Source organism: Pradoshia sp. D12, assembly GCF_008935075.1.
In the GTDB taxonomy this organism is placed as follows: Bacteria; Bacillota; Bacilli; order Bacillales; family Pradoshiaceae; genus Pradoshia.
In genome coordinates this window covers 1,132,187-1,149,814 of record NZ_CP044545.1, presented here as the reverse complement: position 1 = coordinate 1,149,814, position 17,628 = coordinate 1,132,187, and the positions used below count along the sequence as shown (strand labels likewise).

The 17,628-nt window shown below is 39.0% G+C and carries 14 protein-coding genes and 1 riboswitch; of the genes, 2 read left to right on the top strand and 12 right to left on the bottom strand.

The features are described from left to right. Positions 1-43: 43 nt before the first annotated feature. Positions 44-244, bottom strand: a riboswitch (Lysine riboswitch). Positions 245-351: 107 nt separating this feature from the next. Next, positions 352-1,890: a gluconokinase gene (gene gntK, locus F7984_RS05700; protein ID WP_140461217.1), complete on the bottom strand. Its 1,539-nt coding sequence runs from the start codon at positions 1,888-1,890 to the stop codon at positions 352-354. Between the two features lie 160 nt (positions 1,891-2,050). Here gntK and F7984_RS05695 point away from each other — a divergent pair, with 160 nt between their 5' ends. Continuing rightward, positions 2,051-2,599, top strand: a complete 549-nt coding sequence (locus tag F7984_RS05695) for a TlpA family protein disulfide reductase (RefSeq protein ID WP_140461216.1) — start codon at positions 2,051-2,053, stop codon at positions 2,597-2,599. 85 nt (positions 2,600-2,684) lie between these two features. After that, positions 2,685-2,906 (top strand): hypothetical protein, encoded by a 222-nt coding sequence (locus F7984_RS05690; protein ID WP_175354220.1) that lies wholly within the window; start codon positions 2,685-2,687, stop codon positions 2,904-2,906. 41 nt (positions 2,907-2,947) lie between these two features. Here the strand turns inward: F7984_RS05690 and F7984_RS05685 are convergent, their stop codons facing one another. The 11 genes from F7984_RS05685 to F7984_RS05635 form a co-directional block, all read right to left on the bottom strand. Further along, positions 2,948-4,012 (bottom strand): lactonase family protein, encoded by a 1,065-nt coding sequence (locus tag F7984_RS05685; RefSeq protein WP_181161982.1) that lies wholly within the window; start codon positions 4,010-4,012, stop codon positions 2,948-2,950. Between the two features lie 139 nt (positions 4,013-4,151). Continuing rightward, positions 4,152-5,822: a glycerol-3-phosphate dehydrogenase/oxidase gene (locus F7984_RS05680; protein WP_066101068.1), complete on the bottom strand. Its 1,671-nt coding sequence runs from the start codon at positions 5,820-5,822 to the stop codon at positions 4,152-4,154. A 171-nt stretch (positions 5,823-5,993) separates the two neighbouring features. Next, the gene (gene glpK, locus F7984_RS05675) at positions 5,994-7,484 is read right to left on the bottom strand and encodes a glycerol kinase GlpK (protein WP_139891340.1); all 1,491 of its coding nucleotides are present in this window, start codon (positions 7,482-7,484) and stop codon (positions 5,994-5,996) included. Between the two features lie 60 nt (positions 7,485-7,544). Continuing rightward, the gene (locus F7984_RS05670; RefSeq protein ID WP_066101072.1) at positions 7,545-8,384 is read right to left on the bottom strand and encodes an MIP/aquaporin family protein; all 840 of its coding nucleotides are present in this window, start codon (positions 8,382-8,384) and stop codon (positions 7,545-7,547) included. A gap of 185 nt (positions 8,385-8,569) precedes the next feature. Then, the gene (locus tag F7984_RS05665; protein WP_066102330.1) at positions 8,570-9,121 is read right to left on the bottom strand and encodes a glycerol-3-phosphate responsive antiterminator; all 552 of its coding nucleotides are present in this window, start codon (positions 9,119-9,121) and stop codon (positions 8,570-8,572) included. A gap of 108 nt (positions 9,122-9,229) precedes the next feature. After that, entirely contained in the window at positions 9,230-12,214 is a 2,985-nt protein-coding gene (locus F7984_RS05660) for a YhgE/Pip domain-containing protein (RefSeq protein WP_139891341.1), read from the bottom strand. 282 nt (positions 12,215-12,496) lie between these two features. Then, positions 12,497-13,111: a flavin reductase family protein gene (locus tag F7984_RS05655; protein WP_066101077.1), complete on the bottom strand. Its 615-nt coding sequence runs from the start codon at positions 13,109-13,111 to the stop codon at positions 12,497-12,499. A 15-nt stretch (positions 13,112-13,126) separates the two neighbouring features. Next, on the bottom strand, positions 13,127-13,735 hold the full coding sequence (locus F7984_RS05650; protein ID WP_139891342.1) for an alpha/beta hydrolase: 609 nt from the start codon (positions 13,733-13,735) through the stop codon (positions 13,127-13,129). Between the two features lie 460 nt (positions 13,736-14,195). Then, positions 14,196-15,113: a C40 family peptidase gene (locus F7984_RS05645; protein WP_308810523.1), complete on the bottom strand. Its 918-nt coding sequence runs from the start codon at positions 15,111-15,113 to the stop codon at positions 14,196-14,198. A gap of 15 nt (positions 15,114-15,128) precedes the next feature. Continuing rightward, the gene (locus F7984_RS05640; RefSeq protein ID WP_066101083.1) at positions 15,129-16,211 is read right to left on the bottom strand and encodes a dipeptide epimerase; all 1,083 of its coding nucleotides are present in this window, start codon (positions 16,209-16,211) and stop codon (positions 15,129-15,131) included. After that, positions 16,201-17,139, bottom strand: a complete 939-nt coding sequence (locus F7984_RS05635; protein WP_066101086.1) for a S66 peptidase family protein — start codon at positions 17,137-17,139, stop codon at positions 16,201-16,203. Before F7984_RS05635 ends, F7984_RS05640 begins: the two co-directional genes overlap by 11 nt. Between the last annotated feature and the right edge of the window lie 489 nt (positions 17,140-17,628).

Below are 17,628 nucleotides of genomic sequence, written 5' to 3'. Positions count from 1 at the left end.
TTGTTAAGGTGTGCAACATTTTATGATTAGCCACACCAGACAATAAATGGATAGTTCTCCATGGTCTATATACATATCGCGATGTATATAGACCATGACAGTCCTGCACCTATTCGGATACAGTCCCAGCTGCTCTCTTCGGAAAAAAAGAGCGCTTCGGCAGATTTTCCTTTCAACTAAAGTCAGCAAGCTTTCCGGCTCTCTTTTTAGTTTACTAATAAAATCTGCGACCTCTACCTCATCTTTTAGTCCGATGAGGATTTGTATTAAATTAAATTATTCCTGTATAAAGGATACAGTGAAAACGCGAATGCTGTCAATATTATTCGACAATGTTATTTTCAAATCAACTTATTTATGATTAATCCATTTGTTTTGGAAAGCTGCTATACTGCTATATTCAGTCTCCAATTTTCTGTATATATTGATGTAAATTGGCAGTAATTCCTCGTATCTTTCTACATTTGCTTTAACCGGCGTATGGACATGTGTAGTTCCCACATAATTTGATACAACGGATAGGTCTTCAATTTCACCGAGTGCATATCTGCCGAGTACAACTGCTCCTAAACAAGAGCTTTCAAAGCTTTCTGGCACATCTACTTCCTGATTAAAAATATCCGCAAGCATTTGCCTCCATAACTCTGAGCGCGCAAATCCCCCCGTTGCCCTGATTTTACTTGGCACACCTATCAATTCCTGCAAAGCTAATAAGACTGTATAGAGATTAAAAATGACTCCTTCAAGCACCGCTCTGACCATATGTTCCTTTTTATGATGAAGTCCCAAGCCAAAGAACGATCCTCTGGCATCAGGGTTCCAAATGGGCGCTCTCTCTCCAGCTAAATATGGGTGGAATAGTAGTCCATCTGCCCCCGGCGCTACTTTTGATGCTATCTTGGTGAGTACTTCATATGAGTCAATTCCGAGGCGTTTAGCTGTTTCTACTTCCGCTGAAGCCAGCTCATCTCTTAGCCATCTAAAAGTCATACCTCCATTATTAACTGGTCCGCCAATCACCCAATGCTTATCCGTCAATGCATAACAAAAAATTCGGCCCTTTTCATCCGTAATCGGCCTATCTGTTACCGTACGAATGGCTCCGCTCGTTCCAATCGTGACTGCTACAATCCCTGGATCAATCGCATTGACACCCAGATTGGAGAGAACGCCATCACTGGCTCCTATTACAAATGGAGTATCCGGCAACAGCCCCATATCCGCAGCATAGGCGGAGTCCATGCCAGATAAATAATATGTAGTTGGTACTGGTTTAGACAAATGGGTCTCTGTAATACCCGCGATTGCCAATGCCTCAGAATCCCATTCTAAATTTTTAAGATGAAACATTCCTGTTGCTGAAGCAACCGAATAATCAATCACATATTGCCCAAATAATTTATAAAAAACATATTCTTTAATGGAAATGAATTTATATGTCCTACCCGCTAATTCGGGATAATCATTCATCAACCAGGTGATTTTTGTAAGAGGAGACATTGGATGGATTGGCGTTCCAGTTCTCCGATAAATTTCTTGTCCATTCCTCTCATTTTTAATATAGTCGGACCACTTCTTTGAACGGCTGTCAGCCCATGTAATGCATTGAGTTAATGGATTTCCATTTTCCTCAACCGCAATTACGCTGTGCATAGCCGAGCTAAAGGATACTAACGACAGTTCATCAGGATTTATTTGGCTTTGGACCATTACTCCTCTTATTGCATTAAGTACAGCATGAAAGATCTCATCAGGATTCTGCTCTGCTGTAAGTGGAGTCGGGCTATATAATGGGTACTCTACATGATAGGTGCTGAGCACAGATGCGTCTCCCGAAAATAATACAGCCTTTGTACTCGTGGTTCCTATATCAACTCCTATATAAAACATCTATCTTCCCTCACTTCCCTAAAAGCTCAATACTAGATTCTTACCTTTATTCATATTTTTATAAACAACTTAACACAATTTGATGCCCATTGATTAATTTTTTCACGACTGGCAAATACTTTCTACTAAATAAAAACGACATCAGGAGGCCTCATCCAAATTGAAGAATAAAACAATTGCCATTCTTGCTCCATTCTTTTTATTTATATTTTTATTTATTTACACGCAGACACAAAAAGAGCCTATTACAGAGGAATCTATACCTGTTTTGACTCAAACAGGAATTAAGGAAGGTCAATCTGCACCTGATTTCGAATTAAAAACTCCGGACGGAAAAACCATAAAATTATCTGATTATCGCGGTCAAAAAGTTTTATTAAACTTTTGGGCAAGCTGGTGCCCTCCCTGCAAATTAGAGATACCAGATCTCAATGAATTTTATAGTGAACATAGTATGGGGAAGATCACTGTATTAAGCGTGAATATGACCTATTCAGAAAAAAACAAGCAAGCCGTTCAAACCTTCCAAGATATGTATAATATCAAGTATCCTGTATTACTGGACCAAACAGGAACTATTGCAGGATTATATAAAATTATAACAATCCCAACCAGTTATTTCATTGACTCCAACGGTATCATACAAAAGCGAATAATCGGACCCTTGCAAAAAGAAACGATAAAAAATCTGATGGACTCAATAGATTAGCGTCCAAAACATCTCCGGAAAAATATAACAAAAAAAGACAAAATTATACTTAATTTTATACCTAAACCATAGTAAAATAAAATATATGAAAAAGATCAATTACGAATCAAGGGGTGTTGTTTCACGAATGAAAGCATACAATATTTTAATTACATTGATGCTTATGTTGATCAGCGTGTTGTCTATTAAAAATTTATATACTGGCCATTGGGACTTGCAATACTCCCTATTAAACGGTGGAATGGCTATTATTGTTTTAGGTATCTTTACGGCTTATACACAATCTTTAAAAGAACAATCTAATTAAATAACAGCTGGTTTGGAAAAATCCAAACCAGCTTTTTTGTATCATTCTTGATTTCTTACTATCGCTTGAACACAAACGGGTTTCGAAAGAGAAATCGTATTCCCTGTATAGGTTGGAATACCCTCTTTATTAATTTCAAATAAAACTAATGAATCACTTTGCTCATTTGCTGCAATAAGTACTTTTTCTTCGTCTATTAACTCGAAATTTCTCGGTCCCTTTCCTTCCGTATGTGTAAATGCGATAATTTCCGGTATACCTGATTCTGCCACTTTGTACGTTGCAATACTGTCATGCCCTCTATTTGAGGCATATAAGAATTGGCCATCCTCTGAAATATGCAAATCGGCTGCTGTATTTTCCTCTTTGTAATCATCCGGCAATGTAGTAACCACCCCTAGAAGAGAATCCGGTATATGTTGGTCATTTAATTCAAATACTGCGATTGTATTGCTTAATTCCTGGATGACATACATGATTGGCAATGTAGGGTGAAAGGCAAAATGTCTTGGACCCGATCCAGGAATAGTAGACATTTTAGCCAAATTGGCAAAATCCTTATCATCGTATACATAAATTTTATCAGTACCTAAATCTGCTGCAACTACAACGGAGGAATTCGGTACCGGTACGATTGAGTGAGCATGCGGTGCATCCTGTCTGTCTGCCCAAACCCCTGATCCAACATGTTCATTTGTTGTCGTATGTTCTCCAAGTGTTCCGTCCTCTTGTAGTTCTATCCTAGTTACCGTGCCACCATAATTACTAATGTATAAACAAGATTCATTTTCACTAAGACTGACATAGCAAGGTGCCATCCCATTCGTAGATTTGCGATTTAACTCTCTAATCTGTTCGGATTGCCGATTGATTGCATAAGAGACAACCATCCCATACTCAACTTCACTTACCGCGTATAAATGGGTCTGAGCTTTATTTATAACAAGAAAGGAAGGATTTTCAATACCCGTATATTTCTCAACTAAGTCAAGTTTTTTTTCTTTCACGTTCAATTTGAATAGATGAATACCCGTACTTGTTTCTTCTGCATAAGATCCGGTATAAATCATCCATTCATTTTTCTTATTTCCTTGAATTTCATTCATCTTGACTGCCCCCATCCCGTGTTAAATAAACTAATAGTTTCTGTTTCATTTCTATTCCCCTTTTTAAAGATATTGAATCTTAAAAAAAAAACCCACAACCTATATTTCAAGGAAGTGGGGTCATTTATCCGTATTTATATTAATTCGTAACCAGCTCGGATTGTGGATACGCAGCATCATGCAATTCAGTTTCAAGCTCTTTAGTATACATTTCTGTTTGCTGTTCAGTCCAATGCAGTACTTTTTTCATATACGAAATCACTTGATCTTTGTATTCATGAACATGCTTAATATCAAATAGGACCATGCCAGTTCTGCGATTAAAGAAATCAAGCGGCGTATAAGCCAATTCATATTCAATTGCATAGCCCAATTTAGCCAATACTGGTAATGGCAGCCCTATTTCGCTCGCTTTTTCTTTGTTTTTTCGGGCTATTTCAAACAGAAGCGGAGCATTGGATCCATATGTTGAAATAATCTCTCTTGCTTCTGTATCTGATAACCCGGTTCCGATTGCTTTTTCTTTAGTTTTGCTTATATATGAACTAAATTTCGTTGAGCCTCCAACACGGCCGCCGGATATCGGCATTTTTTCAGTATAGCAGCTACCGAAATGTTTATATCCTTCATCTCTGAATTGTTTAGCTACTAAATCCAAAACGGTTTCAGCCATTTTACGATATCCTGTCAATTTTCCGCCTGCAATCGTAATTAACCCAGAATCAGATACCCATGTTTCATCTTTCCTGGATATCTCAGAAGCACCTTTCCCCTCCTGGCTGATTAATGGGCGCACTCCAGCCCAACTGGATTCCACATCCTCTTTAGTAACGTTTACTGAAGGGAACATATAGTTAATAGCATCCAATATATAATCTCTGTCTTGATCAGTCATTTTTGGATTGATTGGATCTTGACCATAGAATGTATCTGTTGTCCCAACATAGGCTTTCCCTTCACGCGGAATCGCGAATACCATTCTTCCATCAGGGGTATCAAAATAAACCGCTTGTTTCAAAGGGAAACGGGATTGGTCAATCACTATGTGTGCACCTTTAGTAAGCTGAAGCACTTTACCTTTTTTAGAATTGTCTTTTTCACGTATAAAGTCTACCCATGGACCCGTTGCATTTATAATCTTCCTAGCTTTAATTTGGAAGGAATCCTCATCCAATATATCCTTAACATTTACACCTACTATTTTTCCATTTTCATAGATTAAATCCTCGACCTTGGCATAATTCAGTAAGCTTGCTCCTTGTTCAAACGCTTCTTTCATGACTTCCATCGTCAGGCGGGCATCATCGGTTCTGTATTCAACATAGTAGCCCCCACCCTTTAAGCCATCTTTTCTAACCAATGGAGCTTTTTCAATTGTTTCATCTACTGTAAGCATAGTGCGGCGTTCTTCCTTTTTCACTCCAGCAAGAAAATCATACATCTGTAAGCCAATGGAAGTAGTAAATTTACCAAATGTACCGCCTTCATGGAAGGGTAATAACATCCATTCAGGTGTTGTAACATGAGGACCATTTTCGTAAACAATAGCCCTTTCTTTCCCAACCTCTGCAACTACTCCTACTTGCAATTGCTTTAGATAGCGCAATCCACCGTGAACCAGCTTGGTTGAACGGCTTGATGTACCGGCTGCAAAATCCTGCATTTCAACTAGGCCCACCTTCATCCCTCTTGTAGCTGCATCTAAAGCAATCCCTGCTCCGGTAATTCCTCCACCAATGACAAGCACATCGAAATGTGTGTTTTGTAATTTATTTTTATATTCATGTCTATTTAAACTATTTAAACCCATCCTCTTGTTCCTCCTCTGTTGATAAGTGCTATTGAGATAATAAAAAGAGACCACAAAATACATTACCCTTATTTAAAGGAATGTACTCGCGGTCTCTTAAAATCTCTAACCTTATATTAACTTATTTTCATTATATCATTTTTTGAGTAAAACTCATACAAAATTGAATTATCATTTAAAGGTTCTGGTACTTGCCACAGCTCTTTCCCAACCATCAACTAATTCATTACGTTTCTCTTGTTCCATAGTTGGTTCATATGATTTATCAATGATCCATTGGGCAGCAATTTCATCCTGGCTTTCCCAGAATCCAACAGCCAGCCCAGCTAAATAAGCAGCTCCAAGGGCAGTCGTTTCATTAATTTTTGGTATTTCAACCGGCACGTTTAAGATATCACTCTGGAATTCCATTAAGAATGAATTCTTAACGGCCCCGCCATCGGCACGCAATGTTTTCAATTCAATTCCGGATTCCTCTTCCATTGCATCAATAACAGCTTTTGTTTGGTAAGCTAAAGATTCAACTGTTGCTCTGATAAAGTGATCTTTTGTAGTCCCTCTTGTCAGACCGAAGACCGCTCCTCTTGCATCACTATCCCAATATGGAGTACCAAGACCTACGAAGGCTGGAACGACATATACTCCATCTGTAGAGTCAACTGCCCGGCAATATGTCTCGCTATCAGCAGCATCCTTAAGCATCCTTAATCCATCTCGGAGCCATTGAACAGCAGAACCCGCTACAAAGATACTACCTTCCAATGCATATTCAACTTTACCATTTAATCCCCAGGCTAAAGTCGTCAATAATCCTTTTTCCGATTTAACCGGTTTTTCACCAGTATTCATGAGCATAAAACAGCCTGTTCCATATGTGTTTTTAGCCATTCCTTTTTCAAAGCATGCCTGGCCAAACAATGCTGCCTGTTGGTCACCAGCAATACCGGCAATTGGGATACTCTTACCAAAGAAGTGATAATCAATGGTTTGTGCATATACTTCAGATGAAGGACGCACTTCTGGAAGCATGGATTTCGGAACATCTAATATCTCCAGCAATTCATCATCCCATTGCAGGTCATAAATATTGTACATCATTGTTCTTGAAGCATTGGAATAATCAGTTACGTGAGCTTTACCGCCGGATAGCTTCCAGATTAGCCATGTATCAATTGTCCCGAATAACAATTTTCCTTCATTGGCTAAATCACGCGCACCTTCTACATTATCGAGGATCCACTTAACTTTTGTCCCAGAAAAATAGGCATCTATTAATAAACCAGTTTTGGAATGAAAAAGATCATTGTGGCCAGCATTTTTCAATTCCTCGCATATATCTCTTGTCTGGCGGGATTGCCAAACTATCGCATTATAAATAGGTTGACCTGTTTCTTTATTCCAAACCACCGCTGTTTCACGCTGATTTGTAATTCCGATTCCTTCAATATCTGTTGCCTCTATACCTGATTCTGAAAGACAGCCCGCAATAACAGCAAGCACTGAACCCCAAATTTCGTTGGCATTATGCTCCACCCAGCCCGGCTTTGGAAAGTACTGTGTAAATTCCTTTTGAGCACTATGTACAATTTCCCCTTTTTTATTGAATAAAATAGCTCTGGAACTAGTGGTCCCCTGATCAATTGATAAAATATATTTCTCCATTTTTTTCATCTCCCATCTACTAATTTTTATATTATAATCGATTTCTCTAAAGTTAGTAACTTATAACCTTGCTTTTGCTGGATCATTAGCTTGTCGTAGTGCTTGTTCTGAATCTTTATTAGTCATAAAATAAGCGATTACCAAGATAACTACAGTGCCAGCTAATACTGCCCAGAAAGCGCCTGTCAACGTATTATTGAAGACCGCTTTATGGAACAAAGCCCCCAAGGATCCGCCGAGAATAGGACCTACAACCGGAATCCAAGCATATCCCCAATTAGATGGGCCTTTCCCCGCTATCGGAAGAATCGCATGTGCAATACGCGGACCTAAGTCACGTGCCGGATTGATGGCGTAACCAGTTGTTCCCCCAAGAGCCATACCGATTCCTACGATTAAAAGACCGACTGCGAATGGATTTAGGCCTTCCGTAAAATCATTTGCTCCAATAAATTGCAGACCAAGCAATAAAATAAATGTTCCTATAATTTCACTAAGTAAATTTGAAAATGTATGAGGAATAGCCGGACCAGTTGCGAAAACCCCTAATTTTGTCCCTGGATCTTCAGTCGCCTTCCAATGTGGTAAGTATTGTAAATAAATAAGAGTTGCCCCAATCATTGCTCCAATCATTTGCGCCAAAATATATCCAGGTACATCTGCCCAAGCAAAATCTCCGCTAAACGCAAGACCAAATGTAACAGCAGGATTTAAATGAGCACCGCTAATGCCGCCGACTGCAAATACGCCTAATGTAACACCAAGCCCCCAAGCTATAGTGATAACAATCCATCCAGCATCCTTTGCATAAGATTTAGTTAAGTTGGCTCCAGCACACACTCCTGCTCCAAAAACAATCAAGATCATCGTGCCTACTAATTCACCCCAAAATGGTGTCATTCCTTCCATCTCCCTATCATATAATTTCAAAAAAAAATGAAGAAACAAGCACTAAAGTATTCCTACTTATTAAGGAATACTGCCACCTGTGTCTCCATGTCTTTCCACATACTTATTAACTTAAACACAGTGTAAAACTTTTTGTAAACGCTGTCAAATAAAAAGAAATAAATAGGGAATTCGACTCATTCCCCTGCAAAATACTGCCAAAGTTCTCGTTTAGACGAGGTTATCGAGACAGCACCAGCTTCAAGTGCTTCTTTCGCTTCCTCAACTGTTCGGATTAAACCACCCGCAAAGATCGGCAGCTGAATTTCCCCTGCAACTTCTTTAATCATATTAGGAAGTGCGCCCGGTAGTACTTCAATATAATCAGGCTGTGATTTTTTGACCATCTTATAGCTGCGTTCGAGCGCATGGCTATCAATCATAAAGATTCGCTGCACAGCTATTGCCTGATGTTTTTTTGCTTCTTGAATAACCGCTGATTTTGTGGATATGACACCAAATGGTTTAAACTCCTGACATAAATATTGAGTACCATATTCATCATTTTTTAATCCATTGATTAAATCCACGTGAAAAAACAGTTGTTTATCTGCCATTTTGGCCATTTGAGTAATATGTTTGATTTGCCCAAGATGAGTCTCTAAAATAACACCTGTTTTAAATCCTGATTGTAAAAACTTTTCAAAGTCCTTCATAGTTGAAGCTGCCGGTAATATTTTCTGATTCAATCTAATCTCTCCCATTCGGACCCCTTATTCATAAGTAAAAATCCCTTTCAATATAGAATACAATTAATCTATGCATTCTTCTACTAAAAGGGATTTATATAATTATATTTACCTTACTATTTCTGCATCTCCTCCTGATTCATTTTTTTTGAAAAAGGATAATCCAACGGACAGTCCAGCAAACAGGAGCAGGAACACAACTAGTATCGTTGCATTCGCAAACATCATACCGATGTCATCCAATGATACTAATGCTCGGAAGCCTGCAATCGAATAAGTCATCGGCAAGAAATTGCTTAGAGTACGTAAATATTCAGGCAGCATATCAATTGGCAATGCAGATCCGGTAGTAGATAGCTGCATAATCAGAAGTGCCACGCCTATAAACAAACCAATGTTGCCGGCAAGCATAGTCAGGAAGAACACAATGGACATAAATGAGATACTCGCCAATACAGCAAACAAGATAAGCAACAGGCTATTCGCAAATCCTGAATTAACAAAGAATATGGTAAAGCCAGAAAGAAGGATGGCCTGACCAGCTACCAATAAAGCAAGCAAACCAAATCTTTTTGAATACCATGCGAAGCCTGAACTAGCTTCATCCATTGGTTTTCTAACCCCAACAACTAACATCATTAATAAAACACCCACAAATAATGCTAACGATAGTACATATGGTGCGTTTGCGTAACGATAATACGGATAACTATTAATTTTCGAATCGATCAGCTCAACCGGCGAGGAGAACATGCTAATCGTTTCATCAGTAGCATTTATACCGGCCGTTTTTTCAGCTCCGTCACCTAAGCCGTTGGATAATTCAAGTGTACCATCTTTGATTTGACCGACACCTTTATCAATTTCAGTTACCCCTTCCTTCATCGTACCCCAGCCAGTATTAACCGTTGCGTTACCATCGGCTACTTGCTTAGATCCATCAAATAGCTGCTTAGATCCATCAACAGCTGTTTTCCAGCCTGCATTCACTGTGGCATTACCACCAGCCACTTCAGCAGCACCATTTTTCAACGTATTCAAAGATGTTGATAATGTACCCCATGCGCTATTCACTGTTGCTGTTCCATCGGCCACTTGCTTGGAACCATCATAAAGCTGTTTAGAACCTGCTACTGCGGTTTTCCAGCCATCGTTTACCGTAGCATTACCGTCTGCCACTTGCGCAGCACCTTTATTTAGCGTGTCTAAAGATGTTGTTAACGTACCCCATGCAGTATTAACTGACCCTGTGCCTGCTGCTACTTGTTTGGATCCGTCATAAAGACGTTTGGATCCGTCTACTGCAGTTTTCCAACCTTCGTTAACTGATTGATTTCCGGCAGCTACTGTGGTAAGACCGCCATTAATTTCACCAACACCATTAGTGATTACTCCCCAATTTGTTTTTACTGAATCCGTACCAGATTTTATTTGTTCAGCACCCACTGTTAATTCTGATGCTCCTTGAACAATATCCTTTTGACCCGGTATTATTTGATTTTCAAATGCACCATTTAATTGTTCTATACCTGGTTTAAGCTTTTCAGAAATACCTGAAGCCAATAAAGCTGCACCTGCATTGAGACCATTTTCTCCCTTTATACCTCCATTTACCAGAGCAGTTCCTTCAGCTACAGCTTTTGCACCTTTTAATAACTCTTGATAATCTGGGTTAAGTTCTATCCCAGGAATTTTCTCAGCTAATTTTTCTATACCTGCCGCAACTCTGGCAGCTCCATCTGCTAAGTCAGGTGTTTTCGCTGCTAATTGATTTAAACCTCCAGAAATTTTAGCGCTTCCATTTTCCAGTTCAGGCATACTACCATTTAATTGTTTGACTCCTGTTTGAGCTGATTGTAAACCAAGCAACATATCAGAAGTACCTTTTTTCAACTTTTCAGTCCCATCATAAATAGCTGCTCCACCATTAGCCAACTCCTCAATCTTACCTTTATTGCCATCAAGCTGGGAATAAAGATAATCTGATCCATCTTTAAGTTCTTTGGATCCTTTTGCAAGAGCCTCAATATCCTTCTCCTTCGCACTAAATGTTCCTGACAAGGTCCCTAAACCGTCTTCAATTGACTTTGATCCATCTGCTAGTTGTTGAATTTCAGCGGCCTTACCGCCAACGGTTGAATAAATTAAACCTGAGCCGTTTCTGAGATCAGCTGCCCCATCAGCCAGCATGGCAATACTAGCTGAACTTCCTGCCATTGTGCCATTCAACTGGCCTAACCCATCCTCAACCTGCTTCGACCCACTTGCAAGTGTATTGATATCGCCGGTCTTACCACTTACTGTTGAATGCATAAGGCTCGACCCATCACTGACCTGAGCTGCTCCATTTGCCAATCTTGCGATATCAGCTGATTTTCCAGCCATTGTTCCATTCAATTGACCGAGTCCCTGTTCAAGTTCCTTTGAACCGTCTGCCAGTTTTTGAATATCTCCTGATTTTGTCGTTAAAGAATCCAGAAGAGTTCCAGTACCATCCTTCAGTTTAACAGAGCCTTCATGGAGCTTTGTTGAACCATCCGCACCGGATTTAAATCCTTCTGCTACATCACCAAGCTGGGCAAAAACTGTACTGGTATAGGTAGCGGTGATTGTATCAGCAAGCTGCTCTTTAATTGTTCCTATAGCTGTTTTCGTTGCTGTTGCAGCTATAAAATGCAACCCTTCATTCTGCGTATACTTTAGTTCCGGTTTTTCCGGATTTTCATCCATTACGGTTGCTACCTTTTGGGAAAAGTCTTCAGGAATCTCAATTACCATATAATATTCATTATCATTAAGTCCGCGATTTGCTTGTTCCTTACTGACAAATCTCCATCCCAGGTCATTCCCGTCTTTCAGTTTCGCTACCAAATCTCTACCAACATTAACTTCCTTACCGTCTGTTACAGTACCTGAATCATTATTCACAACTGCGACCGGCAAGTTTGAAAGATTATCATATGGTCCCCAACTTGGCGTTAGCATAATCAATCCATAAACTAACGGTACCAATAATACAGCAATTAATGAGATCCAAAAACCTCTCCTGCGACCGAGTTCTGACATCCGATTCCCATTACCTAAAGCGTTCATTCATTACCCCCACTTGTCTGATTTATCTATATTAAGGTGGTTATGAAAGCGCAACCACTCGTATACTGATTATATATTCTGAATATTTAGTGAAAGTCCTTCTAGTAATTTAACAAATTTGTAAATTAATTAGATATTTTGTACCTTTTTTTAATTTTTAATAAGAAAATCTTATGACTTAATTAAAGAAAAACTTATCTTTTATAGTCTTTTAGACCTTTTCTATTACCAAAAGAACCCATAAAAAACCTCCCTACTTGAAGTGGGAAGTTTTGTACTCTATTATTTTGGTCTTTCCAGAATAAATTGTTCACCAATCTTCATAAAATTTTGGCCAGCAAGCCGGGAAACAGGCTTGAGTAATTCTGTACTGATTGTACCATCCTTGTAGATGGCTTCATCTATATGATAAAAAACAATATTACCGATTAGTAGATCACAACCTGCATCTTCTGCGGTATGGCCTCCAAGCGGTATTACTTTATGTACGGTACATTCCATCCGAATCTTCGCAGGGCTAAGCCCTGGGACTCGTACATGAACACTATCTACTGTTTGAAAGGGAGATCCTTCTAGTTCACTTTGGTCCGGAGGCAATTCAGCTGCTGTCCAATTCGCTCCCTCCACGTTTTCTTCATCTGTAATATGGAGGACAAATTCTCCCGAATCGATTGCATTTCTTGCTGTATCCTTTCTTTCGCCATTCCGTCGCTGGATTGATACAGCAATCAGCGGGGGATTTGAACTAACGATCGTAAAATAACTAAAAGGTGCAATATTCATAATTCCTTCGTTAGAAATGGTTGAGATAATGGCAATCGGTCTAGGAACGACTGCCCCTGTTAAAAAGGTATAATTCTCTCGCTCACTCATTTCAGTTGGATTTAGCGATATCATCTAATCATCTCCAATTTATTTAAATTGCTGAGAAAACCATAATCCTGCAGCCTCTACCTCTGATTGTGTCAGCTGGTGTCCATTTTGTTCCCAATAAACCTCTACTTTGGCTCCGGCAGCCTTCAGTATTTCACTCAGTTCTTTTGTTTCTTCCGGTGAACAAATTGGATCGTTTTTGCCGGCACCTATAAAGATTGGCAGACGTTCCATTTCTGGCAGCTTTATTCCTCTTAAAGGAACCATAGGATGATGCAAAATAGCTCCTTTTAATACATGTTGGTAGTGAAAAAGCATACTGGCAGCTATATTAGCTCCATTTGAATAACCGATTGCCAACACATTGTTTCGGTCAAACCCATACTTGACTGAGGCTTCGTTTAAATAATCGTTTAGTTCCTTTGTACGAAACTTTAAATCTTCAACATCAAAAATACCTTCAGCTAATCTTTTAAAGAACCTTGGCATTCCATTTTCCGAAACGTTGCCTCGTACACTTAAAATGGAGGACTCAGGTGAAATTAATTTAGCAATCGGCACTAAATCATGCTCTGTTCCACCTGTACCATGCAGCATAAAAAGTGTTGGAAGTTTCATATTTGTTCCCTTTATAAAATAGTCTCTCATGCATATTCCCCCAATTGATCGCTTGAAACGTTCCAATTTATCCCTCGAATTCTTGAGATTCTTACCTCACAGGATTTCAATTCTATTAAGATCACTTTAAATTTATCTTGAAACTAGTATATTATACAACTTTATTTATTACAAAATTGAGTAGCAAGAGTATTACCTCTATTAAAATAATCGATTAGCATAAAGGGTCATTATAGGGAATGACCATTAACATTATTCAGATAACCACTCAATACAAAAAGGTCCCGATTAGTATGGAAAAGCTCTGATCAGGACTAATCATTGATACCGATAATATGGTTCCACATTGTTTCTTCTAACCTTTCTTTCCATCATGGTTTTGTCTTTTTTGGTACGAATCATTTAAACTATCTTATTAAGCAGTTAAACTATATGTTTGGAGTCTTTCGATAAAATAGGGACAATATTAAATACATACATGCTTTGAATTCTACTTTTCCAAACATCTCATTGCCATGCATAACTCTTTTTCATATATAGTGCCTTCAATCGGGATAATTTCAATTGATTTACCCGTATGCGGTGAATGAAGAAGTTTACCTTGTCCATAATAAATCCCGACATGATGAATGGCTCCTTTTCCATTATCATATGCAAAGAAAAGCAAGTCCCCCCTTTGTACCCCATTCAGCGCAATCGGCGTACCATATTGCGCCTGCTCACTTGCATCACGTGGAATACTATAGCCATTTGCCTTATAAATTGTATAGGTAAATCCTGAGCAATCATACCCATAACTGCTCAGTCCACCCCACAAATAGGGTAAGCCGAGGAATTGCTCTCCAGAAGTGACAATGTCTATATCACTCCCTGGCTTCCCTCTCTCTTTACAGTTAAATAAAGCTATATCATCTCTGTGTAAATTTCCAATACCTAAGGGGGTGTCTACAAGTATCCGTCCATCTTTTTCACCAAGGTATGATAACTTCGTTTGATAGCTTAGCACTAGGGTATCTTGTGTTTTTTCCAGTGTAAGCAAAGCCTTCCGACTTGTAATCAAGGCAAAAGTGTCATTGGATGCAGGTTCATAATTCTCCAGCTGGCATAGAGGTACCCAGCCTGGATATCCTCTGGAATCTTTCTTTGAAGACTGCTCGATGGCAATGATATGGGCCCATCCATGTTTATATTCGAGCAGCAGGACCTGTTCACCAAATAATAATTGGGTCTGGATTCTATTGGATTCGCATAAATCAAGCCGCTCAGCCTCATTCATAAATAGAAGCCATTCCTCCAATCGGACCGGATGGCTAATCGCTGGACGATCAAGCTCTCTATAAGACTGATTTGTAGTCCAAACGGTCGCTACAGTTACATTAACGGTCATGATTTTGTGAGTAAATCCCACTTTTTGATCCTCCTCTCACTTGAGCTGAATATTCCTTATACCTAAGCCTTCTATTTCGGGTAAAGTAAATTTACTACCCTTATATTGTATGCCGCCTTCAATCAGGGAGCGGGATAACATGAGAGGGGCATCAAAATCATAGCGGGTAATATTACGTTTACTTGCAGCAAAGTGAGCAGCAGCTGTTAAACCTAAATGTGTTTCAATCATACTGCCCATCATGCATTCCATCCCTGCCGCCTCAGCTAATTGGTTAATGTACTGGGCGTAAAAAATCCCTCCAGTTTTCATCAATTTAATATTAATCATGTCTGCACTCCGTGTACGAATGACCTCTAAGGCTTGCCTTGGGGTAAATACACTTTCATCTGCCATAATAAATGTATTTACCTGATTAGTTACTTGTCTGAGCCCTTCCAAATCATCTGCCTTGACCGGTTGTTCCACCAATTCAATTTGTAAACCCATTTCCTCCATACGGCGGATTGCCTGAATCGCTTCCTTCGCAGTCCATCCTTGGTTAGCATCCAGACGTATCGTAATCTCATTCCCCACACACTTTCTAATTTCTTTCACTCTCGCAATATCCTCATTTATATTACCGAGACCTACTTTAACCTTTAAGGTTGTAAAACCGCTCTTTACATATTCCAATGCCTCCTCCCCCATTATGTGAGGGATATCCACACTTACCGTAAAGTCTGTTTCAAGCCGAGAGCTTCTGCCACCTAAATACTGATAAAGGGGCAGCTTACTATTTTGGGCCAGACAATCATAAATAGCCATATCAATTGCCGCTCTTCCGCTTGAATTTCTTGTCATAATAGCGGATAGGTCATGAAAAATCTCTTCGAAACACAAAATATCTTTTCCTATTAAACTGGGTTTAAAAAAGTCGTGAATAGCTGTTTCTATTGATTGTAATGTATCACCAGTAATAACAGCAGTTGCGGTTGCTTCTCCCCATCCAACCAAACCATTGTCACATTGAATTTTGACATAAACAGAGTCAGCTGTATTTACAATCCTTAATGCTGTTTTAAATGGTTTAATTAAAGGAACTTGTATTCGATAGGTTTCGATATTACTAATTTTCATCTGCAATTCCGCTTTCAATAGTAAGTGTCTTCTCTGCAGTGCTGATTTTGGCTTTCACGCCGAGTGGTATTCCAACATGTGGGTTGCAATGACCAATTTTAAATCCACTCATAGCTGGCTTATTAATCAGTTTTGTATAGTGAGTCAATACCTCATCGAGGGTGAGTGTCCGTCTGCTTTTGGGATCGCAATTGGCAAAATCACCGATGACAAGACCGGCAATATCACTTAACTTTCCAGCCAACCATAAATGATTTAAGAAGATATCAATATTCCTAGGCTCTTCATAAATATCTTCTATTAAAAGGAGCTTTCCTTTCGTATCTATTTCGAAAGGAGTCCCCAAGGTCGTTGTGATCAAGCTTAGATTTCCTCCTACTAATTCACCCTCCGCTTCTCCCTCAATAAATGGGTGTAAAGGGGAGATATCCTCTTTATAATTCACTTCTTCTGATTGAAAAAGCTGTTTAAATGATTCCTTAGAGCGAGGATGTATATCATCATTTCCTAAATCAGATGCAAGCATAGGACCGTGAAAGGTAACCAAGCCAGTCTTTTGTCGAATTGCCGTATGTATAAATGTAATATCTGAATATCCCCAGAAAATCTTTGGGTTATTCCTAATGACTTCATAATTAATGGCATCCGCAATTCGCGCCGTCCCATATCCCCCACAAGCACAGATAATGGCTTTTACGTCTTCGTCCTTAAACATCGCTTCAAGATCTTCCACCCGTTCTGCGTCTTCGCCTGCAAGATAGCCATATTCCTTATAGATATGACTGCCCATTTTTACGGTAAGACCTAAATCCTGTTCCAGAAAAGACAGTGCTTTTTGAAGGGCCTCCTTCTTTGGAGGACTGGCAGGAGCAATGACGCCCACTGTATCTCCCTTTTTGATCCGTTTTGGTTTAAGTTGTTCTAACATCTTCTCACTCCCTGATTATGTAATAAAGGATTCTCTATTGAACATCCATAAATTAGCTGAGAACTATAGGTTCATTTCTTTATAGGAATCTTTAATATTAATAACTTCTTTGCGATTCCTACTTAATAAAGAGCCAACTAAAATAAATGTATGTAAAATAAATCAGTCCTATTCAGTTCTATAACTAAAAACATATCCACATGCCCTTACCTATTTTCTAAATTATCAATCAATTAATGCTATAAGAAATCTTAGAAAACCCATTTCTTCAAAAGAATACAAAAAGTACTTTTACTATCCCTTATTCATAATAACAATAACCCCCTTAATTTACATAAGTAAACAACGATTTAGAGGAACGATTTTTTAATATCAACAGGCAAAAAAATATCATAGGTAAGCCACTTGGAGATTGGATTTATGATTGGAGTTGCCGTGAACTGACATTCATTGGATCACCATAACAAGATCCTGAGGCTTATTTATTAT